The 26360-nt window shown below is 45.9% G+C and carries 27 protein-coding genes; 13 read left to right on the top strand and 14 right to left on the bottom strand.

Features of this window, described 5'->3' with window-relative positions:
* Positions 1 to 52: 52 nt before the first annotated feature.
* The 7 genes from ABDW33_RS19350 (at position 53) to ABDW33_RS19380 (ending at position 5879) form a co-directional block, all read left to right on the top strand.
* Complete coding sequence (locus tag ABDW33_RS19350; RefSeq protein ID WP_343691738.1) at positions 53 to 763, top strand: methyltransferase domain-containing protein; 711 nt, start codon at positions 53 to 55, stop codon at positions 761 to 763.
* Positions 760 to 1812: a type III polyketide synthase gene (locus ABDW33_RS19355; protein WP_343691739.1), complete on the top strand. Its 1053-nt coding sequence runs from the start codon at positions 760 to 762 to the stop codon at positions 1810 to 1812. Before ABDW33_RS19350 ends, ABDW33_RS19355 begins: the two co-directional genes overlap by 4 nt.
* Positions 1813 to 1977: 165 nt before the next feature.
* Positions 1978 to 3300: an SDR family oxidoreductase gene (locus ABDW33_RS19360; protein ID WP_343691740.1), complete on the top strand. Its 1323-nt coding sequence runs from the start codon at positions 1978 to 1980 to the stop codon at positions 3298 to 3300.
* Between the two features lie 3 nt (positions 3301 to 3303).
* Positions 3304 to 3762, top strand: coding sequence for a FabA/FabZ family ACP-dehydratase (locus tag ABDW33_RS19365; protein ID WP_343691741.1), 459 nt, complete (start codon positions 3304 to 3306; stop codon positions 3760 to 3762).
* 99 nt (positions 3763 to 3861) lie between these two features.
* Positions 3862 to 5139, top strand: coding sequence for a beta-ketoacyl-[acyl-carrier-protein] synthase family protein (locus tag ABDW33_RS19370; protein WP_343691742.1), 1278 nt, complete (start codon positions 3862 to 3864; stop codon positions 5137 to 5139).
* The gene (locus ABDW33_RS19375; protein ID WP_343691743.1) at positions 5132 to 5380 is read left to right on the top strand and encodes an acyl carrier protein; all 249 of its coding nucleotides are present in this window, start codon (positions 5132 to 5134) and stop codon (positions 5378 to 5380) included. The genes ABDW33_RS19370 and ABDW33_RS19375 overlap by 8 nt, the downstream gene beginning before the upstream one ends.
* A 22-nt stretch (positions 5381 to 5402) precedes the next feature.
* A complete protein-coding gene (locus ABDW33_RS19380; RefSeq protein ID WP_343691744.1) occupies positions 5403 to 5879 on the top strand; it encodes a 4'-phosphopantetheinyl transferase superfamily protein in 477 nt (158 codons plus the stop codon).
* Positions 5880 to 6477: 598 nt separating this feature from the next.
* Here ABDW33_RS19380 and ABDW33_RS19385 read toward each other — a convergent pair.
* The 3 genes from ABDW33_RS19385 to ABDW33_RS19395 form a co-directional block, all read right to left on the bottom strand.
* A complete protein-coding gene (locus tag ABDW33_RS19385; protein WP_343691745.1) occupies positions 6478 to 6831 on the bottom strand; it encodes a four-helix bundle copper-binding protein in 354 nt (117 codons plus the stop codon).
* Between the two features lie 350 nt (positions 6832 to 7181).
* Positions 7182 to 8201: an aldo/keto reductase gene (locus tag ABDW33_RS19390; protein WP_343691746.1), complete on the bottom strand. Its 1020-nt coding sequence runs from the start codon at positions 8199 to 8201 to the stop codon at positions 7182 to 7184.
* Positions 8202 to 8289: 88 nt separating this feature from the next.
* Positions 8290 to 10752 carry a hypothetical protein gene (locus ABDW33_RS19395; protein ID WP_343691747.1) on the bottom strand — a complete coding sequence of 821 codons (2463 nt, stop codon included), beginning with the start codon at positions 10750 to 10752 and terminating at the stop codon, positions 8290 to 8292.
* A gap of 342 nt (positions 10753 to 11094) precedes the next feature.
* On the opposite strand from ABDW33_RS19395, the gene ABDW33_RS19400 reads away from it, so the two are divergent.
* On the top strand, positions 11095 to 11676 hold the full coding sequence (locus ABDW33_RS19400) for a Crp/Fnr family transcriptional regulator (protein ID WP_343691748.1): 582 nt from the start codon (positions 11095 to 11097) through the stop codon (positions 11674 to 11676).
* A 14-nt stretch (positions 11677 to 11690) separates the two neighbouring features.
* On the opposite strand, the gene ABDW33_RS19405 is transcribed toward ABDW33_RS19400, so the two are convergent.
* From ABDW33_RS19405 to ABDW33_RS19435, 7 genes are all read right to left on the bottom strand, one after another.
* Positions 11691 to 12311, bottom strand: coding sequence for an alpha/beta hydrolase (locus tag ABDW33_RS19405; RefSeq protein WP_343691749.1), 621 nt, complete (start codon positions 12309 to 12311; stop codon positions 11691 to 11693).
* 111 nt (positions 12312 to 12422) lie between these two features.
* A complete protein-coding gene (locus ABDW33_RS19410; protein WP_343691750.1) occupies positions 12423 to 12722 on the bottom strand; it encodes a GNAT family N-acetyltransferase in 300 nt (99 codons plus the stop codon).
* A gap of 9 nt (positions 12723 to 12731) precedes the next feature.
* A complete protein-coding gene (locus tag ABDW33_RS19415; RefSeq protein WP_343691751.1) occupies positions 12732 to 13667 on the bottom strand; it encodes a ring-cleaving dioxygenase in 936 nt (311 codons plus the stop codon).
* 139 nt (positions 13668 to 13806) lie between these two features.
* Positions 13807 to 14655, bottom strand: coding sequence for a pirin family protein (locus ABDW33_RS19420; RefSeq protein WP_343691752.1), 849 nt, complete (start codon positions 14653 to 14655; stop codon positions 13807 to 13809).
* Between the two features lie 3 nt (positions 14656 to 14658).
* On the bottom strand, positions 14659 to 14970 hold the full coding sequence (locus ABDW33_RS19425) for a hypothetical protein (protein WP_343691753.1): 312 nt from the start codon (positions 14968 to 14970) through the stop codon (positions 14659 to 14661).
* Between the two features lie 11 nt (positions 14971 to 14981).
* Positions 14982 to 15557 carry a nitroreductase family protein gene (locus ABDW33_RS19430; RefSeq protein WP_343691754.1) on the bottom strand — a complete coding sequence of 192 codons (576 nt, stop codon included), beginning with the start codon at positions 15555 to 15557 and terminating at the stop codon, positions 14982 to 14984.
* Between the two features lie 62 nt (positions 15558 to 15619).
* A complete protein-coding gene (locus ABDW33_RS19435; protein ID WP_343691755.1) occupies positions 15620 to 16336 on the bottom strand; it encodes a pirin family protein in 717 nt (238 codons plus the stop codon).
* 383 nt (positions 16337 to 16719) lie between these two features.
* Between ABDW33_RS19435 and ABDW33_RS19440 the strand changes: the two genes are divergently transcribed.
* A complete protein-coding gene (locus tag ABDW33_RS19440; protein ID WP_343691756.1) occupies positions 16720 to 17322 on the top strand; it encodes a hypothetical protein in 603 nt (200 codons plus the stop codon).
* 152 nt (positions 17323 to 17474) lie between these two features.
* Here ABDW33_RS19440 and ABDW33_RS19445 read toward each other — a convergent pair whose 3' ends face one another.
* Positions 17475 to 17639, bottom strand: a complete 165-nt coding sequence (locus tag ABDW33_RS19445) for a DUF1328 family protein (RefSeq protein WP_116856480.1) — start codon at positions 17637 to 17639, stop codon at positions 17475 to 17477.
* A 477-nt stretch (positions 17640 to 18116) separates the two neighbouring features.
* Here ABDW33_RS19445 and ABDW33_RS19450 point away from each other — a divergent pair, with 477 nt between their 5' ends.
* Complete coding sequence (locus ABDW33_RS19450) at positions 18117 to 19262, top strand: PAS domain-containing sensor histidine kinase (RefSeq protein WP_343691757.1); 1146 nt, start codon at positions 18117 to 18119, stop codon at positions 19260 to 19262.
* 222 nt (positions 19263 to 19484) lie between these two features.
* Complete coding sequence (locus ABDW33_RS19455; protein ID WP_343691758.1) at positions 19485 to 19844, top strand: hypothetical protein; 360 nt, start codon at positions 19485 to 19487, stop codon at positions 19842 to 19844.
* Positions 19845 to 20324: 480 nt separating this feature from the next.
* Here the strand turns inward: ABDW33_RS19455 and ABDW33_RS19460 are convergent, their stop codons facing one another.
* Entirely contained in the window at positions 20325 to 20936 is a 612-nt protein-coding gene (locus ABDW33_RS19460; RefSeq protein ID WP_343691759.1) for a hypothetical protein, read from the bottom strand.
* 273 nt (positions 20937 to 21209) lie between these two features.
* Entirely contained in the window at positions 21210 to 21851 is a 642-nt protein-coding gene (locus ABDW33_RS19465; protein WP_343691760.1) for a class I SAM-dependent methyltransferase, read from the bottom strand.
* 325 nt (positions 21852 to 22176) lie between these two features.
* On the opposite strand from ABDW33_RS19465, the gene ABDW33_RS19470 reads away from it, so the two are divergent.
* Both ABDW33_RS19470 and ABDW33_RS19475 read left to right on the top strand, forming a co-directional pair.
* On the top strand, positions 22177 to 23241 hold the full coding sequence (locus tag ABDW33_RS19470) for a hypothetical protein (protein WP_343691761.1): 1065 nt from the start codon (positions 22177 to 22179) through the stop codon (positions 23239 to 23241).
* A gap of 2 nt (positions 23242 to 23243) precedes the next feature.
* The gene (locus tag ABDW33_RS19475) at positions 23244 to 24167 is read left to right on the top strand and encodes a hypothetical protein (RefSeq protein WP_343691762.1); all 924 of its coding nucleotides are present in this window, start codon (positions 23244 to 23246) and stop codon (positions 24165 to 24167) included.
* A gap of 165 nt (positions 24168 to 24332) precedes the next feature.
* On the opposite strand, the gene ABDW33_RS19480 is transcribed toward ABDW33_RS19475, so the two are convergent.
* Positions 24333 to 26168: a tetratricopeptide repeat-containing sensor histidine kinase gene (locus ABDW33_RS19480; RefSeq protein ID WP_343691763.1), complete on the bottom strand. Its 1836-nt coding sequence runs from the start codon at positions 26166 to 26168 to the stop codon at positions 24333 to 24335.
* Between the last annotated feature and the right edge of the window lie 192 nt (positions 26169 to 26360).

The raw sequence follows: 26360 nt of genomic DNA on the forward strand, positions 1-26360 counted from the left end.
TTCATCAACAGGCACATGCTTGCAGGCTTTAAAAAGTATAGTAAAAAAATTAATGATCAATACCAGTCAAAGAACATCCGCACCCGAGATCATGGACGACTTCCAGATGGAAGGCGAGACCCTGCGACAAACGCTCGATGAAATAGCCGGTATCAACCAGTTACTCGGTGGTAATCGTATAACTGTTCATGGTGTACGTCAGTTGCTGCAATCCGTACCTATAGACAAAACCGTTAGTATAGTAGATTTGGGTTGTGGAAATGGAGATATGTTGCGTACATTGGCCATGAATGCCCGCAAAGAAGGGCGTACCATACAATTCACGGGTGTAGATGCAAACCGCTTTACCATTGCACATGCAATCACCTTGTCAGCAGACTATCCGGAGATCACGTATCATTGCACCGACATATTTTCCGATGAATTTGCTGAAATCAAGTATGACATCGTGCTTTGCACACTCACCCTGCATCATTTTGGCGATGCAGAAATGAGATCCCTGCTGCAACTGTTACAGCGCAATGCAAGTATAGGTATCGTGATCAACGACCTGCATCGAAGTAAAATGGCTTATTATTTATTTTGTGTATTTAGTTTTATGTGGGGCCTGGGCCCAATGGCTAAAGAAGATGGTCGTATTTCTATTCTTCGTGGTTTCAAAAGAAAAGAACTAACAGCGCTGGCTAAGTCTTTAAATATCGTTCAATATACCCTCAGGTGGAAATGGGCTTACCGCTACCAGTGGATAATATCAAATTTATGAGTGTCAAAATTCAGTCGGTAGCAAAGGCGTTGCCGCCATTTACGCGTACTACAGAGGAAATTATGCCTTTCCTGGATATGTGGTTGTCCGGACAGGAGGATCGTTTTGCCAGGAAAGTGAAAAAGATCTTTGAGAATGCAGCGGTGGATAGGAGGTATTCTATCATGGGACCGGAAGATGTGTTCACAAGGACCAGTTTCGAGGAGAAAAATGACCTGTATATGAGGGAGGTGATCAAGCTGGGCAAGGAGTGTCTGGAAGGTGCACTCGTGAAAGCCGGTTTGTCTCCGCAATCACTGGATTATATCATTACGGTGAGTTGTACGGGTATCATGATTCCATCGCTGGATGCTTACCTGATCAATGCATTGCAACTGAAACAGGATATCGTAAGGTTGCCGGTAACGGAAATGGGGTGCGCCGCGGGAATCTCTGGGATGATCTACGCCAAAAAGTTCCTGCAGGCCAATCCGGGTAAGCGGGCGGCGGTGATTGCAGTAGAATCGCCTACGGCTACATTCCAGCTCGATGATTATTCAATGCCCAATATAGTAAGTGCGGCCATCTTTGGAGATGGGGCGGCCTGTGTGATCCTGTCGTCACATCCTGATGATGAGGGGCCCGAGATCTTAGGGGAGGAGATGTACCATTTTTATGAGGCAGAGCATCTGATGGGTTTCAGACTGACGAATACAGGATTGCAGATGGTATTGGATGTTGAGGTGCCAGATCAGATAGCAGCGCATTTTCCTGACATTATCCATCCGTTTTTGTCCAGGAATGGGTTAACGATCGCCGATGTACAGCATTTTATATTTCATCCCGGGGGGAAGAAGATCATTCAGACAGTAGAGGACCTGTTCAGGGATTTAGGGAAAAACATCGATGATACCAAAGAAGTACTGCGGTTGTATGGCAATATGTCGAGTGCGACAGTGTTGTATGTATTAGAACGGTTTATGGACAGGAAGATGCCGGCAGGAGAGCGGGGATTGATGTTGAGTTTTGGCCCTGGATTTTCCGCGCAGCGCATTTTGTTGCAGTGGTAGAAGGGTAGCAGGGACGGGAGGGGGCGGTATTGTTGACTTGTGTCAGGTTACCGTGCCGTTCCTGTGGTAGACAAAATGGCATTTTCAGGAAGACTACCGAAATAACCTGATAAAATCATTATTTTAGTAATAAAGCAATAAAGGAAGCATTTCGTACGCAGTATCATGGCAAATGAATTTGGCGATCATCAATATTGGGCCATCATCCTGGGTGGTAGCTCGGGCCTCGGTCTTGCGGCTGCCCGCAAGCTCGCAGCACACGGGATGAACCTTTGTATAGTGCACCGTGATCCCGGCGTGGAAATGGAAAAAGTGAATGCGGCGTTTGAAGGGTTAAGGGCAACTGGTGTACAGGTACTTACTTTCAATGCAGATGTGACAAGAGCAGATAAAAGGGCGCAGATTTTGGACACTTTGCAGAACAGCATGGTAACTGAAAATGTGGCTCCGGTAATGGGCACTTTCCAGACCAGCAATAGTGCTGGAACTACAACCCCGGTAACGGACGTTTTCCAGCCCAACAACGGTGTTGGAAGTACAACCTCGGTAACGGACGCTTTCCAGCCCAACAACGGTGTTGGAAGTACAACCCCGGTAACGGACGCTTTCCAAACCAGCAATAGTGCTGGAACTACAACCCCAGTAACGGACGTTTTCCAGCCCAACAACGGTACTGGAACTACAACTCCGGTAATGAACGCTTTGCAGCCCAGCAATAGTGCTGAAACTACAACCCCGATAACAGGCACTTTCCAGACCAGCAACGATACTGGAAGTACCACCCCTGTAACGGACGCTTTCCAAACCATCAATAGTGCTGGAAGTACAACCCCGATAACAGGCACTTTCCAGCCCAGCAATGGTACGGAAAGTACCACTCCGATAACCGAAGCTTTGCAAGCAAATGCAGCAACCCAGACTAACCCAATGCCTGCCTCCTCCCAGGTCGGAATCGACCCGAAAGGGGAAGTCCGTTGCCTCCTTCACAGCATTGCCCGCGGTACCCTCAAAGCCATGCTCCCGGAAACCGGCACCGCACTCAGTGTAGATGATTATCGTATCACCCTCGATAGCATGGCCTACAGCCTCTATGAGTGGGTAAAAGATTTGTCAGACAGGCAATTGTTTGCCGCCGATGCCCGGGTCCTTTCTTTTACCAGTGAAGGCAGTCACCGTGCATGGAAGCATTATGGTGCGGTATCTGCCGCCAAAGCGGCCCTCGAAGCCATCAGCAGGAACATTGCCCTTGAATTTGCCCCCCGCGGTATCCGGGCCAATTGTATCCAGGCAGGTACTACCAATACCCGTTCACTGCAACTCATTCCCGGCAGCGAACAGCTGATTGCCTGGAGCGAGGCCCGTAGCCCTTTCCAGCGACTTACGACTCCCGAAGATGTGGCCAATGTAGTGTATCTTTTATGCAAAGATGAAGCTGCCTGGATTAATGGAGCGATTATTCCCGTGGATGGGGGCGCACATATCTGTTAGATCATGACTACACACGACATACTAAATTTCCTGCCTTATTCTCCACCATTCCTCTTTGTTGATGGCCTGGATTATATTGATTGTGATAAGGTGGTAGGGCATTTTACGTACCATGCAGACATGGATTTTTACAAAGGACACTTTAAAGGGTTTCCTGTCACACCTGGCGTAGTATTGACAGAAACTATGGCTCAGATCGGGTTGGTCTGCCTGGGAATCTATCTCAAAGGTGGGGTGCCCGAAGGCTCCGGCATGGGGTTTGGACTGACCTCTACAGAAATAGAATTTATGCACCCGGTATTTCCAGGGGAGAAGGTGACGGTGACATCCGAGAAGCAGTATTTCCGGTTCGGAAAACTAAAATGTAAAGTCAGTATGCGAAATACTGCCGGCAGAGAAGTTTGTGCCGGCATGATTTCCGGGATGGTGATAGCCAGGCCGCTGGCAGAACAGCAACATTAAATGTTATATAAACCTTACGACCTGCAACCCTGATTGTTTCTTGCTCCCTGGTCAACAATCAGGATATAAAATAAATCGTTCAGGTATTCATTCAATCTTATGGGCAATCGAGTAGTAATAACAGGACTAGGCGTCGCTGCTCCAAACGGAGTCGGCATACCCGCCTTTACCCAGGCCATCAAAACAGGTACCTCCGGTATCCGTCATGATGCCCAACTGGCTGAACTGCAGTTCTCCTGCCAGATAGCTGGCAAGCCCGAAGTCCCCGAAGAATTGCAACTTCGGTACCTCGACCCGCTGGAGCTTCGCAATTTCAATAGCAATGGTATCCTGTACGGCCTCATCGCTGGTATAGATGCCTGGAAAGATGCCGGCCTCCCTACCAACGACGGCACTGACCCAGATTGGGAAAGTGGCGTTATCTTTGGAGCAGGTTCTGCCGGCGTAGATAAACTAAGAGAAGCTATCTATAAAGTAGATAACCTGCAGGTCAGAAGACTGGGTAGTACGGTCGTGCCGCAAACCATGGCCAGTGGCATCAGTGCCTGGCTCGGGGGAAAATTGGGACTCGGTAACCAGGTCACTACCAACTCCTCTGCCTGTACTACGGGTGCTGAATCCGTACTCATGGCTTACGAGCGGATTAAAAACGGCCATGCCACAAGAATGCTCGCTGGTAGCACAAGTGACGCAGGACCTTACATCTGGGGTGGCTTTGATGCACTGAAAGTATGTACTTACAAGCACAATGACTCGCCCGCCCAGGGATCACGTCCTATGAGCGCCACAGCCAGTGGCTTTGTCCCCGGTAGTGGGGCAGGGGCCTTGCTCCTGGAATCTTTGGAAAGTGCATTGGAACGGGGGGCTTCCATCTATGCCGAAGTACTCGGTGGACATGTGAATAGCGGGGGCCAGAGAGGCGACGGTACCATGACGGCACCCAACAGTGTGGCCGTACAGCGATGTATCACCCAGGCCATGGCACAGGCAGGCATAACAGGACAGGAGGTAGATGCCATCAATGGTCACCTGACCGCCACCGGCAAAGATTCGCTGGAAATAGAAAACTGGAGCATCGCCCTGGGGCGTGCCGGCCTGGATTTCCCTTATATCAATGCCCTGAAAGGAATGGTGGGACATTGCCTCAGTGGCTCCGGAAGTATTGAATTGGTCGCTTCCGTGTTGCAACTGAAAGAAGGCTTTCTCTTCCCAAATATCAATTGTGAAGACCTACACCCTGAGATCAGTGCGATAATTGATGAAACCCGTGTACCCAGAGCATTAATAAATCTGGATTTAAATATCATCGCCAAAGCCAGCTTTGGATTTGGTGATGTCAACGCCTGTGTAATCTTGAAAAAATATATCAATGGATAAAGAAACATTAATCGCCGAGTTGAAAGCTATTGTCAAACCTTATGCAAAGGACGAAGCCGCACTGGCTAACATCAATGAAAATACTGATTTTATTAATGACCTGAAGATCAATTCGGCTAACCTGGTAGATGTGATCCTGGATGTGGAGGAGAAGTATAATATTATCATCGATAATGAATCAATGGAGAAGATGGTCAATGTAAAAGCCGCGATGGAAATCATTGAATCAAAGCTGGCTTAACAAAAGGAAGATCGCATCTGGCATGATAGGAAATGATATCATAGATTTGCGAACTGCCGCTGTGGAGAGTAATTGGCGAAGACCCAATTATCTCTCCAAAATTTTTACGCAGGCAGAACAGGCACTTGTGTACAACGCAGTGGATCCTGACAAGGTTGTCTGGTGGTTATGGAGTGCAAAAGAAGCAGTCTATAAAATCGTTAACAGGCAAACTTTACAACGCAGATATGCACCGCTGTCGTTTACCTATGAAAGAGAAAATACTTTTTCTCATGAAGGGGAAAAATATTTTATAGAAAGTGACATCACAGGAGAATTCATCCACACAATAGCCGTTACACACCCTGATTTATTTCCCCATTTGGAGGTGCTGACTGATCCGGAGATTGCATACGATAAAGATGAGAATGGATTGCCCATGATAGCCGGTCAACCTGTGTCAATCAGCCATCATGGGCGTTATTGGGCGATGGTAAAACAAAAGAATTTGTTGATTTAATTGCAAATCTGATTGATGGACTGATTTGATTTCATCATGTTTTAACAAACGCTATCCTGCCAGTTACGTTTTAACAAACGCTATTCTCCCAGTCAAGTTTTAACAAACGCTATCCTGCCAGTTACGTTTTAACAAACGCTATCCTGCCAGTTACGTTTTAACAAACACTATCCTGCCAGTCACGTTTTATCAAACGCTATCCTGCCAGTCACGTTTTAACAAACGCTATCCTTCCAGTCACGTTTTAACAAACGCTATCTATCCTGCCAGTCACGTTTTATCAAACACTATCCTGCCAGTTACGTTTTATCAAACACTATCCTGCCAGTCACGTTTTATCAAACACTATCCTGCCAGTTACGTTTTAACAAATACTATCCTGCCAGTTACGTTTTAACAAGTACTATCCTGCCAGCCACGTTTTAACAAACGCTATCCTGCCAGTCACGTTTTAACAAACGCTATTCTGCCAGTCACGTTTTATCAAACGCTATCCTGCCAGTCACGTCTTAACAAACGTTATCCTACAAGTCACGTTTTATCAAAACGCAATCCTATCAGTCGCATTTTATCAACCTTCATTCTTTTTACGCCAACGCTATTTTACCGCGTGATGCGCCATCTCCTCACAAACGGCCGCACACTTCCTGCACATTTCTGCGCACACTTTACAATGCTCCATGCCCATATCTGCGTGTCTTTGACATTCTTCCGCACACGCATGGCACACTTCTGCGCATAGACTACACAACTGCTCACTGAACTGCCCGTTCAGACTCATCACAGAAGCAGCCGTACGGCAGATCGCTGCACATTCCAGATCCAGCCGGATACACTTTGTCAGATCTTTTACATTCGCTTCACTCAAGCAAGACGAAGCACAATAATCACATGTGTAGGCACATTCCATACATGCATTGATGCATTCCTGGTATTGTTGTTCATTCATCATGGTGGTAGATTTTTTCTTTCATCACCACAATAACAATGCCCCGGATTCAATGCCAGCAAAGCCAACAATGAACCGGGGCATCATTAAATGTTATTAAATTTATAAGGTAATCCCAATCATTCTTCCTCAGATTGCAAGATAATGCGATATCCTTCGCCAACCAATTCGCTCCACCTCATCCAATTCCTCTCTGCACAACAAACTACCACCACTAAAATTCCCGCGTTCTACCCAAACCCCCTCCACTAATCACCTCACCTCATCCACTTCCCAACAAACACCCCCTAAAACTCCCCCATCCTCCCCACACACTCTCCGCACCACCTCACCTCATCCTCCCCACCACAAACCTACCTATTCGCCCCCTGAAACTCCAACATCCAACCCGGATACTCCTTCGGCAACTGACTCACCTCATCCAGCCGCTTCAACTCCTCCGCACTCAACACCACATCTACCGCCGCCACATTATCCGCTAACTGATCCGGACGCTTCGCCCCAATAATCACCGAAGTCACCACCGCCTGATGCAGCAACCACGCCAGTGCCAGCCTCGCCACCGAAATTCCCTTACTATCCGCTATCTCCTGCATCACATCCACCACATCAAATGCCCGCTCCTTATTCACCGGCGGAAAATCAAACGCTACTCTTCTCGCTCCCTCCGGCCCCTGCCCATCCCGCTTATACTTCCCACTCAACAAACCTCCCGCCAGCGGACTCCATACCATCAATCCTACCTTTTGATCCAGCAACAATGGCACGACCTCCCGCTCCAGGTCCCTCCCCGCAATCGTATAATACGCCTGCAATGATACAAACCTCGCCACCTCCTTATACTGAGAATAAGATAACGCCTTCATCAACTGCCACGCCGCCAGGTTACTCGCCCCTATATACCGCACCTTTCCACTCTTTACCAACGTATCCAGCGCACTCAACGTCTCCTCCAACGGCGTCAGCGGATCAAACCCGTGAATCTGATACAGGTCAATATAATCCATCTGCAATCGCTGCAGGCTCTTCTCCACCTCCTGCAAAATATGCTTCCTGCTTAATCCCACCTGGTTCACCCCCGGCCCAATCCTGCCCCTCACTTTCGTCGCTATCACCAATTCATTCCTGTCCAACCCCAACTGCCTGATCGCCCTGCCCGTCAACTCCTCTGATACACCCTCTGAATAAACATTAGCGGTATCAATAAAATTGATCCCCGCATCTACCGCGCTCTTCAACAACTCATTTACGCCATCCTGCTCCACTTGCCCGATATTAGTCCAGATGCCTTTGTCTTTACCTCCAAAGGTCATCGTACCTAAACATAGCTCTGATACCTTAAGGCCGGTATTGCCCAGTAAATTGTATTTCATACCTAAATTTAAATAGAAAAACCCTCCGCATCATGCGAAGGGTTTTTACTATTTAAAAAGATATTGAAATCACTTGCTTTCGGGCAACCTAAAAAGTCTGTTCTACGTGTCCCACTCTTCCATCTTCGCCAATTCCCTCTACCACCACTCTGAAATGCGTGGAAGGAATATCATTATTATAAAACGTTAACGTCGCCGTATGCGTGATTGAATCTACCTGTATATTCGGATTCCAATACAATGTCAAACGCTTATCAGGCAAACTATAAATCTCCTTCCGCTGACTGTAATCCGGCGCATAAAACTCCTTCACAATACTATACCCCGCTTTCTTATACAACTCAAAACCTTTCACCCCGTCAGCCCCGTTATTATCACCACCTTTCTTCGTATAGATAGCAATCGCTCCGTTAGAGCCTCCACCTACACCTCCCATAAACGGCGGTCTGAATACCTTCACCAACGCTATATCGTTGATGTTAATCGTCGAAATCATACTCTTATCCGTCGGCATCTCATTCAGGTACAATGTAGGGGTACCACCTCTCCATGTCATATTCGGATTGTTATAGTCACCCGTAATCTGTAAACCCGCTACCCTGGACTGCAAATACTGGAACACATTCAGCGCGGTAGGCGTCTCCTTCGTCAGGTCGAAAGTATATCCATTGTCAGATGTAAACATCCCGCTTACATAACGGCTCTCCGTTGTTTTCTCTGCCGCCTGCTTACGTTCCGTTACATTGAACTCCTTCAGCAAAATAGAACGACTTGCGATCGATTTGGCAATCCGACCATTCTCATACGCCGTATTCAGGTATGAACTCAACATGCTCGCATCCATCACTACCGGGTTCTTCGCTACAAACGGTGTCTTTACCGGTACACTGTTGTCAAAAAAGTGGTTATTAAATTTCACGATCACATTGCTGTAACGTTTCATCTTATCATTCCCCTGGTAGTAAATGTTCACTGTATCCATAAACTGCAGGCCGTCCAGCACAAAATCCCCTTTATTATCCGTAGGGGCAGACGCAAAGGACGTGGTACTATCCAGCGGGTTTTTGATGATGAAATCTACCTTACCATTCGCCATCACAATGCTACCATTATTGGCATATGCACTACCTTTTAAACGAATACCCTGCTCATATGGATAACGGATATTCGGGAGCGTATCATTCAATATCTTATTCCATACAAACCTTCTCCAGCCATTCGTCATCATCACCAGGTCGAGTGCATGCAGTGTCGCAGCCGAAGTGTCCCTGAAATACCAGGATGGATTGTAAATATATCCCTTCAGGTCAGATGTCAGGAGCAAATTAGACACGATGTTGTTCTGATCGATCGCCGGGTGTACCTTATCGGCATCTGTAATGGATACTGAGAGACTCGTGGCCATCTTTTCCGGCACCAGCAGTTCTATCGTGCTTTTTTCTCTTTCTTCCTTACCAATATTTGCATTCTGTAAGGTCAGGTCCAGCTGATCATTCTGACGTATAAATACCAGTCTTTCAGACAGTGGCAACCCCTGGCTGCTGAAAAGGGTGATCTGCAGAATACCACTGGGCAACTGGTTAGTGGGAATAAAACCACTGATCCTGCCCTCCGATACCTTCAGCATCGCTCTGTATACCATCTGGTGCTGCATCTGTGCAAATACCATCAGGTCGTCGTACGTTGTATCAAGTGAGTTAGCCAGTGACGTTTGGTAAAATATACGTGTTCCCCTGTTAAATACCTTCAGCATCGCGCCTTTTCCGGATGCCGCCGGCAAGGTAAATTCCTTGCTGCTACCGTCCGCGCTTTGCATCTGTGCTTTGTAGGTCACGCCCTTAGCCGGCTCCAGGTCAAAACTACCCATCCCGTCATGCTCTGACTTGATCTGGGCCACTACTTTGCCTTTATTATCTACGATTTTTCCATTTACTTCTACCGGGTAACCATCTGATTTCAGGGCCTTGAAAGCAACGGTGCTGCTAACCCCGTTCAACAGGTTCCCCCCCTCAGGGAAAAACTGTACAGAAAAGTCATTGCTCACCACCGCATTGCTATCCAATACCTGCAACGCATTTTTCTTGCGGCTGTCGTAAATGGCTATGTTTTTATAAAACAGGTAATCTGTATCATAGTTCAGCATCCAGGCGGTATATGCCCTCAGCTGATAATTACCTGCCGGCAGGGTATCAGGAAGCACAAAATTGCCGGAGGCACCAGCTCCCCCCACAGGGAGCAGTTTTTTCATCGCGATACTTCCATTCTTGTTCAGTAACTCTACGTACAGGTTAGTAGCGGATAGGGAAGGCTGATTCTGCATCATCACATATGCTTTGAACCAGATTGTTTCACCGGTTGCATAATAGTCTCTGTCTACATGCAGATAAACTTTCTCCTGCGGGTTACGTTTGGCAAATTCTTCCAGCGCTTTCATCACCTTCTCAGGTAACCCATCTATCGGGAGGCTGGCGAAAATTGAGCAAATTCCAATTACACAGGCTGGCAAAATCCATTTTAACCGGGTGTACTTTCTATTCGTTGAAGAGGCCATGCGGAACTTATTTATTACACTGCAATATCAATAATATGAGATAAATATACTAAGATGAAGTTTTTAAATGAGCGAATAATTACAGGATTGGCTTTTATTATTAAAATAAATAAACTATTTCTCTAATAGAACGAATGTATTACAAACCGGCAGCCCCGTCAAAAAAAATCGCCCTGCCAACCGGCAAGGCGAAAGTAACCTTTCATCTCTCCAAATATTTCCCCTGTTCCCGGCGTTACCTTAAAAACCGGTGTACTGCAAAAACCGGTGTAATGTAAAAGGACGAGACACAAACTCCACCGATATATACGAAATCTGGCCGGGGTCATTTAAATTTGCCCCATGTTTGAAGCATTAGATCAATTTGTCTCGAAATACATTCGCCTTACCTCAGAAGAAACTGAAATCTTCCATTCCCTTTTGGAATACAAAAAGGTAAAGAAGAAACAATTCCTGCTCAGGGAAGGGGAGATCTGCCAGTTTGAAGCGTTCATTCTGAAAGGATGTATACGTACCTTTTATGTCGATAAAAGTGGTACTGAAACAATATTGAACTTTGCGGTAGAAGGGTGGTGGGTGAGTGACCTCAGCTCTTTTTCTGAACAACAGCCTTCCACGCAGAATATTGAAACGCTGGAAGATTGTGAGCTACTGGTGATCAATTTTGAGAATAAAAAAATCCTGTTTGATGTGATTCCCGCTTTTGAAAAAGTATTTCGGATATTAGTACAGCGTTCGCTCGGCGTATTGCAACAACGCTTTTATGCAGGTATTTCCCAGACGGCAGAAGAGCGCTATCTGGCTTTCATTGAAAAGTACCCTCATATCGTACAGCGGGTACCACAACACCAGATAGCGCGATATATTGGCGTGTCGCCGGAGTTTTTAAGTAAAGTGCGGAGTACGATGTACAAAAAACCGTAAACTCCCGGGTGCCCTTATTTAAACACCAGCTTGTTTGCTGTTTCCACTTCATCCTGGCTCACGGTATGCCCCATGCCCGGGTATATTTTTACCGTAATATCCGCTCCCATATTTTTCATGATCTTTTCACTCTCCCGTACACGTGTCACGGGTACATGCATATCAGGATCGCTGCTGCCTATAAATACCGGCGTGCCATTAAAGTCTCCGTTGTAATTGGCAATATCGGGTTCAGCGCCAATCAATCCACCCGTGAAAGCGACCACACCACCATAAGGTTGTGCATGACGGGTCACGTATTCCAGGGTCAGACAGGCACCTTGCGAAAAGCCCATAAAGTAGATATTGGAAGCGGGTATCCCTGCTTTTAAGATATCATCTACAATGGAATTGATCACTGCTATAGCCGAACTTAATCCCGGTTCATTTTGTGCAACCGGTGCCATAAAGGAATACGGGTACCAGGTATGCCCGCTCGCCTGTGGGGCAATCAGCGCATAATCTCCTACATTCAGGTAGGTGGCCAGCGATATAATATCCTGCGCACTTGCCCCACGTCCATGTATCATGATCAGGGCTTTCTTTGCCTGTGTGAGCGGCACGCCTGCCGTCACTATATTTTTCTGATGCGTCATTGTCTTTCTCCTTTTTCGAAAACAAGAAATTCAACACCGACGATGAATTTCTTCTTTCCTGTTGTATGATCGGGGCAGCCGTCTGCACGTCAGCAGCTACCCCTCTCTTAATTATTTATCCTCCTGCAACCAAACATCCGCATACTCCTCCGGATGCCGCTTAAACTGTGCATGCACATAAGCACACAATGGCTTTACCTTCAGTTGATGCTCTCTCGCATACGCCACCATACCATCCAGCAGGTGCTTTGCCAGCCCTTTTCCTTCCTGTGTATAGTGAATCTCTGTATGATACGCCGTAAGCACCCCGCCTTCAATACCAATCACCATCTCACCTACCTGTTCATTGTCCAGCATCAGGTAAAAAGCACCGTGATTTTTCTGGTTGAGTCTGATTACTACTTCTTCCATAAATACCAATTATTGTAATGGAGGTAATACTTTTTCTATTTCGCTCTTCATGGCACGATACTGTGCAGGGAGTTTCAGGTTTTTACCTAATTCTTCCAGTGGCTCATCCACGGTGAAACCCGGATTGTCTGTCGCTAATTCAAACAATACACCACCTGGCTCTCTGAAGTATAAAGAGAAGAAATAATCCCGGTCAATTTTCGGCGTAATGTTCAATCCTTTCTTCATCACTTTCTCACGGAACTTCATCAGGATTTCATCATTGGCTACGCGGAATGCCACGTGGTGGTTGGTACCGGCTGCATTTCTACCTGCTGCTTCTTTCGGAGATTCAATCAGGTCTACGATATTCGCGTTCTCAATGGCATCTGTTACAAAACGGTGCCTGTTGCCTTCCACGCCCTGCGGCTGATAGCCTAATATTTCAGTCAGCACTGTCGCTGTGGGGCCAATGCTGCGCAGGTTCAAGGTTACATTGTGAAAACCTTTCGTTGCCTGTGCTGCTTTTACGTCGGCTGTTTCCCACGCTTTGCGGTCATCTGCTTTTTTAGGAACGATCAGGTTCAGTTTCAGACCATCCGGATCTTCCAGTGGCAGGTACAATTCACCAAAGCGCTCTGCGATCTCACCATGTTTCACCCCTTTTTCTTTAAAACGGGCGGCCCAGAACTCAAGGCTACCTGCTGGTACCGCGTACCCGATTTCAGTGGCCATACCTGTACCGGCAGATCCTTTGCCTATGCCTTCCCATGGGAAGAAGGTGAGAATGGTACCCGGGGTACCGGTTTCATTACCAAAATAGAAGTGGTAAGTACCAGGGTCATCGAAGTTCACGGTCTTCTTTACGAACCGTACACCCAATATATTGGTATAAAAATCAAGGTTCCGTTTAGCATTGTCCGCGATTGCAGTAATGTGGTGCAATCCTAAGATTCTATCTTCCATAAATGTCGATTTTTTAAAGTTGAATATGTTGTAACCTTCGGCCAGGCAGGGGAGGCAGGACGTCTATAAACAGTGCGCTGAAACGTCGTAGTAATGCCTTGCAGGACGATCCGTCTCTCTGCAGGCTATATACAATCACTTAATAACTCAAAGTGCCGAACAGACCATTCTTATAATCCTCAATAGCCTGGTCTGCCTCAGCCATTGTAGTCATCACGAAGTTATCCTTCGCTGCAACCGGTTCATCAATCACTTCGCCTGAAAGGAAGAGTAGTTGCGTATCTTCCTGGGTGGTGATGGTAAATTCATCACCCGTTTTATCGAACACGATCAGGTTGTGTTCAGCTACTTCTTTTTCCTCATTCACCTGCACACTTCCATGCGCGATATATACCAGCGTCCAGTATGCCGGCACTACGTTAAATTTCAAAGTCTTGCCTGCCGGCACTTCGCCTACGGCAGAAATTACCGGTGTATATGAAATATTGATCGGACCTGTTTTCCCATCAAAACTACCACTCACCAGTCTCAGATGATCCAGTACTACAGGCATCTCTGCCTTTTGTGCGAACTGGTATTTCGGATCATCCCACTTGTTCGCTGCAGGTACATTCACCCATAATTGCAATATTTCCTCTACGCCTCCCTCGCGGTGTTCCTGTTCGGAAGGTCCTTCACTATGAAGGATACCTTTGCCTGCAAACATCCATTGGGCATCACCTGCATTCAGCAACTGGTCATTGCCGAAGTTGTCTTTGTGATGTGCCTGGCCCTGGAGCTGAAACGTAACAGGTGCAAAACCTCTGTGAGGATGCGGATGAATACGACTGTCAGATCCTTTTTCAATGATGTCAGGCCCCCCATGATGGAGTACGATAAAGGGACTTGCAAACCGGAAGTCTGCATGTGGCAAAGGTTGCAGCACCGTTTGTGTAGCGGTGATGTTTTTACTCCTGCCAGCCAGTATATGGGTGATGTCCTTTTTCATAAATTATCGTTGATCTAAAAGATATAAAATTTCATTCCTCAGCAACCCGCTGCCACCGCCATAATGCCTGGTGATGATGGCAGCAGGTGCAAGTGCTGACAACCGTTCCCTCAGCGCTGTCTCCTCTTCGGCAGTAATGCCTGCACACAATAAAATGATATCATATGCCGTGGCCTGCAAGGCCTCATACGCTGCTTCGTCTGTTGTCACTGCCTTTCCGGACCAGTCTTCAGGAGCATTCAGCAATCGCTGCATCACTGTCATGATCTCCTCATTGCGCCCGATTGCGAGTATGTTAGTATGCCCGGTTGTCATAGTGCAATGTTTTAAACCTGTTTGGTAAATTCAGACAGTGGCTTACGTGTTCTTGGTGCCAGCTCTCTTGACTTATACGGTTCCTCCAGCTTTTCAGCATCATCCCTGCGACCCAGTGCAATGATCACCAGTGGCTCTTCTGTACCCAGCAGTCCCAGTGATTCAGCAATCTGCTGCTTGTGGAAGCCTGCCATCACATGACCATTGATCCCCATGCTGTCTGCCTGTAACAACAGGAAGGCATTGCTCATACCCGTGTCGTGTGCGTAATAATGATTTTTCTGTTCCAGATCCGGCAGTTCCTTGATACCAATGCTCAGTACCAGTGCCGCCGCATTCTTTGCCCATGGCTGGTTGCCCGGCATCAGCGCAGCATACAGCTTGTCAAAACCAGGAGTACCTGCTAACGCGTATTCATAACGCCATGGCTGAGAATTGTTGGCACTCGGTGCCCAGCTGGCACCCTCCAGGATAGTCAGTACTTCTTCTTCTGTCACTGGCTGTGCGGAATAAGAACGTGGACTCCAGCGTTCCTTAATTAAATCCAATACTTTGTGTGATGTCTGTGCGATCTTAACTGATGACATAAAAAAAGTTTTACAAAGTTATAGTCCTCATTTTTAGCGGGACTGATTACTATTTGTATAAATTACGGTTTTAAAGGTACATCCATCAGCAATATTTCCGCATCGCTTTCCAATGCTGTCAGCGAAAAACTGTCCGTATCCCATATTCCCAATCCATCTCTTGCATCCAGCTCCTGCCCGTTGATAGCGAATTTACCTTTAATCACAAATGCATATACGCCATTACCTGGTCGCTGCATATGATAAGTAGTCGTGAAATCTTTGTCAAAGCGACCTAAGTTGAACCACGCCGCCTGGTAGATCCACGTACCCGCATCATCAGGATAAGGGCTCAGGATCTGGTGAAGCTGGTTCTTCTGACCCAGATCCGGTGTGATCTGATCATACCTTGGCTGCACATTCAGCTGGTTAGGGAACACCCAGATCTGCAGGAACTTGGCCGGGCGATCCTTATTCGCATTGTATTCACTGTGGAATACCCCGGTACCCGTACTCATCACCTGTATATCTCCCTGTTTGATAATGATCTTATTACCCATGTTGTCCTGGTGCTCCAGGTCACCTTCCAGCGGAATACTGATAATTTCCATATTGTCGTGCGGGTGGGTGTCAAATCCACGACCACCAGCTACGATGTCGTCGTTAAGTACCCTGAGCACACCGAAGTTCATCCGGTCAGGGTTATAATAACCTGCAAAACTGAAAGTATGGTGACTATCGAGCCAGCCGTGTGCGGCATGTCCCCGGGTCGCTGCTTTATGAAGAATTGTCTTTGCCATTGTTTGTTTCATTTGTTGGAACAAATATCGAACTATTTACTTGAGTAATCCATTAATCTGGATTAAGAAAATGGGTATCTTTAGCCCGTTTTACCCGACACCTATGCATGAAAAGAGTAATATAAATGGTTACCTTAGGCATATTTGTTCTGCAAAACACTGTTAAACAATAAATTAGCCCCGAGCTGCCCTGTTTTATCACAAACGAACCTTTTTCGCTGTTGGAACTTTATGCAGGCACAGTAACCGGGAAGAATGCACCACAAGATGGTCTGCTATCAACAGGGAAGAGGGGGACGCTCATTTTTATCAGCAAAAACCGGGGGCAATTTTTCCCGTATCACAACCTATATGTATTGTAAATCAACATTTAAGACCCAAATATGAAGAAACTGCTACTCCTGGCTGTAATAGCCCTATCCTGCATTCAACCGGCCCTGGCCCAGCGTTTTAAACACGGGGTAGGTACCCTTATTGCTGTCGAAACGGCCGATTACATGGACAGCAAGGCCAATTTTGGTATTACCTATTCTCCCGCTTTGTTTTTTGCAGAACAGGGCAATACCTCTTTCTCTGTCGGTATTCCCGTTAGTGTCGGTTTCAGTGAAGGCTACGATACAGATGATGATTACATCGGTGGTTACTACAGCAGCACCAGCATCGGATGGATGGTAGATGTACCGGTGATTTTCAATTTCAACTATGGCGCAGGCGCCCGGAAAGGAGGTAGTCAGCGATGGGGATTCTTTGTCGGCGGCGGGTATGGATATCATCTGTCTACTGAGAATTATTATCTCTACTATGATAATAACGGAGATTATCCGTCTACGTCCAACAGTACATTGGGCATTACCGGCAATGCAGGTTTCCGTATAGGTATGGGCCGCCATCACAGGCATAACCTGGAGATTAAGTTCTCCTATATGAAGGGAATGACAGATTACAAACCAAACGTGTATGGCGTAAATTGTATCTTCAATTTCTAATTGTCTCTGTCCGATGCTAATTGATACAGGGTACCCCAATCTCCTGCGCAGAAAGGAATCTGCGTCTAAAGAAACTGACTGTATCAACATAAAAAAAACGCTTCTGCTTTTATCCGGGCAGAAGCGTTTTTTTTTATATATCTGATCATAGATTAAATACGGCTCCTTCTGCCCATCACCAGTGAAATTACCAGCAGAATCAGGAAGATGAAGAAGATGATCTTTGCAATGCCTGCTGCACTGGCTGCGATACCACCAAAACCAAACAAAGCAGCAACTAATGCGATAATTAAGAAAGTGACTGTCCAGCGTAACATAAGATGAAAATTTTATCGTGAGTAAATGTATTGTCACTAACTGTAAATCTAAAATAATGCCGGGTGCCAAAATCAGTTCCACACAGCCATTTGGTTTTAAATGTGTGACCTAACTTCCACAAAGTATGTACTGAACCCCCATCAGTACGGTGTCAACACAACATTTTTGCAGCATTTCCATCATTTATTAATAACATCCCGGGGTACCTGGCGGCGAATACCGCCGTCCCTTAGCAGGCGCAGCCTTTCACGGAGATGAAAACAAAGCAGCATGCGACCGCAGGATCAACCCGGTAACAGCTGCATCCCCGCCCGTGGCAAGCACTAATTATATGATAGTGTGCTTCTCCCCGCAGTTGATTGGTGCTATATTCGGCATTCTTCCCCCCGTTTAATGGCTGAAAAAGGTACGTTTGACACTGGCAACTAATTTCCCATTTTTTTAGTAACCCGATTTTTTTAATTTTACCCCCAGCAATGAATAGGAAAATAGGCTTCGAAGTATTATTTAATAATGCCACCATCGGCATTATTGTAACAGATGACAAGGGCAGGATTATACTCGCAAATCCTTTCCTGTTAAATCAATTTGGCTATACGGAAGAGGAGGTACTGGGACAGCTGATAGAGCTGCTTGTACCCACCCGTTTTCAGCATAAGCACGTTCATCACAGGGACGGCTTCAATAAGCATCCACGGAACCGCCCTATGGGCGCGGGCCTGGAACTTTTTGGCCGGCGCAAGGATGGAACTGAGTTTGCAGTGGAAGTGAGTCTTGGTAACTATAACACCGACGGCGGACACTTCGTCATTGCTTTTGTAAGTGATATTTCTGCCCGTAAAGCCTCGGAACAGGCGCTGATCAACCTGAATGCAGAGTTGGAAGCCAAGGTAGATGAACGTACAAAAGCGCTGAGTGAAATGCTGGAAAAGGAAAAAGGCCTCAACGAACTGAAATCCCGCTTCGTTACGATGGCGTCGCACGAGTTCCGTACCCCACTGAGCACCATCCTCTCGTCTATCTTCCTGATTGCCAGATATGAGACCACCGAAGAGCAACCCAAACGCTATAAACACATTGAAAGGATCAAGTCTGCCGTAAACATGCTGACTGATATTTTGAATGACTTCCTCTCTGTAGGTAAGATTGAAGAAGGAGCGATCCAGGTACGCCTTTCTGAATTTGATATCAAAGCCCACATCGAAAATATCCTCAGCGAACTCGCCGGCCTGCTCAAACCCGGACAGGAAATTGAATATAAGCATACTGGCCATACCATCCTGACACTGGATCCTGTGTTACTCAAACACATTACCATCAACCTGGTGTCGAACGCAATTAAGTTCTCACCCACCGGGAAAACTGTCTTCCTGACTACAAACTATGTAGAAGGGGAGCTGGTCCTGTCCGTAAAAGACCAGGGCCTGGGAATTTCTTACGAAGATCAGCAGCATTTGTTTGAAAGGTTCTTCAGGGGAGAAAATGTGTCCAATATACAGGGAACCGGGTTGGGATTGCATATTGTAGCGAAGTACACTGAGTTGATGAATGGGAAGATCGAGTGTATCAGTGAGCTGGAAAAAGGAACAGAGTTTAAGATCACCTTCAGACCACAGCAGTAATATTATATTATATACGATGTATTTAGACAGGTCGTCTCCGGAAGGAAACGGCCTTTTTTTAACCCCTTCCTGACCATAAGCAGTCCCTTTCCTGACCACAATCATTGCTGACCATCGTCAGTCATCCTACATTTATCATGTAACCAGCACTTTACGATCGACGCCAATTTTCAACTCATTAAAGCGACCATTATGCTTTTATCACAGTTAAACACGTGCACCATGGAAATTTATATCAGCGAAGAAGACCTGCTGCAAAATATCCAGGACAAATTTCAGGAAGCATACCCGCATCTCAGTCTGGAATTCTTTAAGCACCCACATGAAGCAGGTGTAGGATGCCCCCGGAATGAGAAGTGGCCATTGGATACCCCCATCGAAGACATTCGTATGATCCATAGCTTCGGCTGGATCGACATCAGCGGTGATCGTACTGTAGCTGAACTGGAAAAAGACTTTTACAGACAAATAGGCCTGTCTGTTCAGGTGCTGCGTAAGAGCGGTCTTAACTGGCTGCTCACTACCCGCACCGACCACCTGACCCTCCGGTTGCAGGAATATATGGGGGCCGGAGTGCTATAAAAGGCGTCTCTCCTGAAAAGAGCGTTTCCTTTTTATACGATTGTAACAACGATAGTTACCATCATTCCTGAGATAATACCTGCCTGGAAATATGGAATAAATTTTTTTAATTATACCCCTATGACTAGCCTTTAGCAAACGACGAAGCATGCCGTTTCACCGGAAAAGGAACGGTGCAATTAACAGACTGTAAGAGAATGGGCAGCCCCCCTGCAGCCATGGTAAGGGCTGAACAGTAAGTACAGCAGTCAGCCCCCTTCCTTAAAACGAAGGGGGCTGACCTTTTTTACAGATCAGCCCTACATCGGGATTGCACCTTGTTTACGATGGATATTGGGTTAACATTGCTCGTCGTCGTCGTTAGAATTTAGTCATAGGTATAGTGTAATAAATAGGTAATGATTGATTGTTAATTGTTGTGTTAATTGTGTCGAAATTCTTAGCCGTTGAAGGTAAGCGTAACATCACCTGCTGATAACCTTAGTTATTGCAAACAAATAACGCCTGACTCGCCATCCTTTGTGAAGGCAATTCATTGTTCACCACGATAAATGCCCTTTCCTTACATCCCAGGTATTCCCTCAGCTCAGGCAGATTATGATGTGTAAACGTCACATCCCGGTAATGACTCGTAAACCAGCTACCCAGCTCTTCTTCACGCTCCGTTAAGCACACTACATTCACCGGCAGGTCCTTCAGGTCCGGGAATAAATAAGTAAACTGCTTAATTGCCCTGATACTTGTTGCCTCACCGTCATAGATGAATACAAGCTGGTCTAATCCTTCGAAATGGGAGGGGATCACCACTACCGGGCACCCGGCACCATGTAGTGTCAACCCGTCTGGTTGCAACAGCACCAGGTCTGCAAATTTGCTTTCTGCCAGGATACCCGCACTCGTTATAGCAGTATCCGGATGTAAAGCACCTATTATACTCCTCGCATCACACGCCTTTTTAAAACTTCCGGCAGCACTATTTTGTAGAAAAACACCCGTCAGTTTTGATTGCGATAACTGACAGATAAAACCTGCAAAATCCATTGCTTTGTTGCTAAGTTGCTGCGCGTCCGTTACAAAGAGAATCTTTTCCATAGTATTACTGGTTTTAACAAAGGTATTACCGCAGTGTTCGTTTTTACATGATAGCCGTCAAGCGTAGCGGTGATGTTCGTAAGGGGATTTTTCTATTTCAGGGGCTGATTTGCCTGTTTCAGGAAGTTGTGGTTGCAGGTACAAACAGGATAGCGCAACTTTATGGGGAACGTTAAAAAGTAAGCGTATATAACAGTTGTAGGTTTTACGTAATCAGCCGGGATAGTCTTGTTCTGGCTACATCTATCTGTTCAGAAGATGCATAAAATAAAATTATGCCGGTTTGCTGTAAGCAATTGACTGGATGAAACCAAAGTAGTAAAAACGTTTATGAATCACCGTGTATTTGCCCTGTTCAAAGCAGCTGGACATATCGAAGAGCGAGTCAGCTTCTATATTGCAGAATAACCTGAAAAAAGTGTACATGGTTTTCAGTAGTAAGCGCTGCCACCAACGGCTTTTTTCCTTGTCATAATAAAAGTCGGCAAACAGCCACAGGCCTCCTTTTTTCAATGCATCATGCAGCTGCCAGAAGATGGGTTGTGCCCGTTCGGGGATAAAGTTGTCAAATAAAAAGGGGGTAATGATTACATCGTAATCCTGTTCAGGTGTAAAGTCCTCAATAGGCAGGTGTACAAATTCAACACTGTTCTCTTTGATGTTCCTTTTTTGGGAGAGAAGGATCATGGTACCCGAAATCTCTACATAGGTGATGAAGAGACCGTTGTGATGTAATTGAGATATGCGTTCCAGTATCCAGCCGGTGCCGCCGCCTGCAATAAGCACCCTGCTGCCGGCAGGAATGAATTTTAACAAACTCAGCTGTGCATTTTCCAGTGAGCGGTAAAATACCAATTTGCTTAGCCAGTCGTATTGCCTGGCAACTTTGTCATAATTGTTTTTTTGTCTGGTCAAATAGCTTGTATTTATTTGCAGGTTATTGAATAATCGGTCATGCTGTAAATGATCGCGGAAATACTGCATGGAAGCGGTCTTTATCCGGGGGCGCCCGGCCGGGGAAAAGGTCCGGCTGTCAGTATCCCTCCGGCTTCGTCAGGAAATGATACACTCAAATTAACGAATTTTCTGCATCCCGTGCAGCGGGGGCTGTCCTGCACATCTGCTTAACTACAAAACGATTATTTCTGTAATCAGGATTTAAATTGTAGTTTTATCCTAACCTTATCAGCATTCGTTTTATCGTAATATTCTGACAATACAATTTTACAAACCCCTAAAAATGAAAATTAACATTTTCCTGATTGTCGTTGGCGTAGCGTTTTCCCTTTGTTTTACGTCCTGCAAAAAGAACGCAGATTCCATCGTTACGACTCCACCAAAGGATTCCTCCAGAAAGGTAATGGTTTCCCTGCAACCCGCAGGCGAATTCATTTTAAGCCAGACACCACTTACCAGTGGTAAAGTAGCGACTGGCAATGCAAATGCCAAAGAACAGGTTGATTCAACCCTGTACATGGTAGAAGTATACGATCCCACTGGTAAAATATATGCTTACGGTGCTTTCAACAGATTGGATTCCGTGCATTTTGTCGTAGACCCGGTTACGCATTATACCGTCAGGTTGACGGTTATCCAACGGGGAACGGGGCCAGGTATAGCTTATAGCCAAAGGGGAGAAGACGCTGACTATTATTGGTATCCTGTCAGCTCATTCCTTCGAAATGGTATGGAATATTCGCCTTACCTGGGGGCAGGAATAGGGCTCAATTACACGCTTTTTAAATCAGGTTTCACAATGGCACCTGCGAATGCTCAGTCTGAATTCAATATGGCGCAGCCTTTCGGAGAATGCACCACTTATAGTGGAACCGCATCCGTGTACAACGTTAATCCGGACACACCAACGATTCCTATTTTCTTAAAAAAACTGACTTTCGGTATTAAATATACCTGTCCGCAACTAACACAAGGCAAATTGACGATCGCGACCTCCCATCTCTATCTTCCTGCAGGTCCGATCTACCCAAATACAATTAGTACCACGCATATTTATTCCTGCCTCGATTTCCTGCTGGCAGATACGCTTCCACATGGCTATACCGATGCATTTGGCGCTTTTGCGGTCAAGATAGTGTGGGAACTTCCGGATGGCCGTAAGTTTAATCTCGGTAAGGATAGCAGTAACGGATTCTACACAAATCTGCCGCTTCCCCGCCGCAATCGCTTACTAAATGTAAATGTCACGCTGCCGGATATCGATAGCAGCAGTAATGCAAACAGTAGTTCGCTCAAACTAAAGATCACAGAAACCCCATTCACTGAAAACACGCCAATCAGATTCTAGTCATGAAAAAATTCCTGCTCATTGCGATACTCTTGTTTTCCTGTAAAAAGGACGAAAAGTCTACCCCACCTGTCACCCATCAACCGGAAAAAGTAGCCGTTCGGCTGGTACTAACCGGGGATATTACCACCAGTTGGAGCAATCTGAAAACAGTATATGATAGTACCATCTATGCGGTGAGTATCCGGACATATACTGGTGCTCCCTTTGCGCAAGGGCTCTTTGACAATACTGATAGTATAAAACTGGAAGTATTGAAGGATAGCTCCTATAACATCTACGTCGCCGCCATCAGGAAAGGAAGTAGTTTCGGACTATGGTGGGAAACGGCTGCAGATGGTTACCGGAAATATGCCACCCCCATGCAGGGTAAACTACAGAATAAAATGCGGTATGATTCACTGCAGACAACATTTATCGACTCGCTGTCATTTATGAAAGTATTAAAAGATACCGTATCACGCGCTGCTGACATTTACCGGTATCCTGAAGTCGATACATATTACGGTATGACAAACTATACCGCCCGTGATCCAAACAATACCAATGTATCGTTAGAACTGGGAAGAAGGGTGTTCGCCATCAGGTATGACCTGCACAATTTAACCAGCGGGTATGTACTGGCTACATATGGCGGGTTGATTGCACCGGATACACTGAAAACAAATGACACACTGCCCAGCCGGATCTATACAGCCAATGCATTCACAACCGGGGATAATACAACCACAGTGAGCGTGCCGATCACCCTGACATGGGTAAAAGGAAATGGAACAACAGAAGTACTGGGTACGAAAACACTGACAACGAAGAAGAATACCGTTACGTCAGTTTCCGTCTACCTCAGTGTGGTGCCGGGACAGGTAACACCCTTATTTACCCTGGATAACAGCCCCTGGGCCGGGACAGATGATATCGATTTCTAAAATAATTACTTACGAAGGGCCGGATGAATGTCTGGCCCTTCGTTTTTCTTCCTGGCAGGCACCTGCGATATTTTTACCCCCGCCATCTCACTGCCCACCTGATTGCCTGCCACAACCTGGGGCACCATGATTCAACTGGCCAGGCAGCAACGGAACATCCCTGCTCTAACTCTGACCAATTAAAAAACGAATAGAAAACACCGTTCCATTCGGATGATTGGGGGAAATACTTAGCCGTCCCCCATTTGCTTCGATAAACTCTTTGCACATCACCAGTCCCAGCCCTGTTCCTTTCTCTCCACCTGTACCAACGGATGGCTGCGAAAAAGTACCTTCCTGCATATTTAAAATCACCTTCTCAGGAACCCCCGGACCATTATCACATATATTGATGAACACTTCATCCTCCTGTATAAAACCCTTCATCAACACAGTCGAACCGGAAGGGCAGAATTTGATCGCATTCCCCACCAGGTTTCTGATCACTATTTCTAACTGATTCCTGTCGGCAATTATTTTCAGATTTTTCTGCACGTCCATTTCAAGTGAGATCTGCTTCTTAAATGCATCATCTGCCAGCAGGGTGAAAACATTATGAACTATATTTCCTACATTGACCACCTCTTTTTTTGTAATGTTGCCATCCAGTTGGGAGTATGCCCACATCAGCAGGTTATCAGTTACCTGGTAAAGATTGTCTACCCGTTCCTTTAGTTTAGGTATAAATTTTTCAAAGTCTTTCAGGTCCATATATCCTTCTTCCAGAACGGCCAGGAGCATCCCCAGACTACTGATAGGCCCCCTGAGATCGTGGGCAATCAGTGAAAATAATTTGTCTTTCGCTTTGTTGGCAGCTTCTTCTTTTTTTCGCAACTTCTCTTCTGCCAGTTTCTCCGCCTCTACCAGCCGCGCCTTTTCAGACAGGATCCGGTTAATACGTTTCTTCTGGGTAGTATAAACAAACGCAAAGAAGGTAACCAGTATCATACCTGCAATCGCGGTGATAGCAAACCGGTAGTTTTGCTGGCTTCTGGCAATACTTGCTTTGATCAGTAACGCATCCTGCTTTTCCTTTTCCATGGTAAATGCATTGACCCTGATCTTCAGCAAAGTTTCACTTTTATTATTTTGCAGGCTGTCATTGATCGCTTCGGCCAGGGCCAGGTAATGGTAGGCACTATCCATTTTACCAATTTCACTGAAGTACCGGGATAAATTCCGGTAAACCCTGACCCAGGATTTTCTATAAGGCCGTTTATCTAATCTTAGCATTAAGAGGCTACTATCAATCAGTGATTTTGCGCGGGTAAGGTCATGGCGCTTCAGAACCACTTTAGTGAGATCGAAATAATCATTAGCAGCACCTTCATACATGGAGTCTTTCAGACATAAACGAATATCTGTGTAGATGAGGGGAAGGGCTTCTTCTATTTTTCCCATTTCCAGGTAAAGGCAACCAATATTGCCATTGGACAACCCGATCCAGGCAGAGTCGTTTGAAAGACGGGCTGCATCCAATGCCCGGTGGAAAAAGATATTGGCATCATCATATTTTTGATGCATCTGCGCAATGAGGCCTAACATGGTCAGGCTATTGATAAAATCCCTGGTGACAGGCCCTTTGTAATCTCTAATGTACTTTTCGAGCGTCAGCTGAGCCTTTTCATTATTTCCAAGCTCGTAATAGGAATGACCTATTTCATACGTCATCTTTTCCTGGATCTCCGGCTTATCAAAAATAGGATCGCGCGCTATAGAAAGCAGGTAAAGAAAAAGGTTGCCTTCGTGCCCGAAGTGAATATAGGTGTCTTCTGTCAGTTCATACATCCAGCCAAAGGCCTGGGGATAATGTGGCAGTTCTGCCGATATGTGAAGCAGGGAATCTTCGTAGTAAATAGCTTCTTCATAAGGAAGCGGGCTAATAATCGCTTTTATACTGCTAAAAGCTTTTTCCATACTACCGGCATCAGACTTTCTCAGGATTTGTTCCAAAGTCTGCATGTGTTGTTGGGCGGAAACGGTAAGACAACTAAAAAAAACTAGAAAAAGTGAAATAATACAGGATCTCAATATCAAATGACAGATTTCTTTAAACGCTAATATTATCTCAATTTAATCAAATTATAGTTGTTTACATATTATAGCTGAAACTTTTACCGGAAGTCGTTTACATCTCCGGTTGATTTTCTTTTC

The organism is Chitinophaga sp. (assembly GCF_039596155.1).
Taxonomy (GTDB): Bacteria; Bacteroidota; Bacteroidia; order Chitinophagales; family Chitinophagaceae; genus Chitinophaga.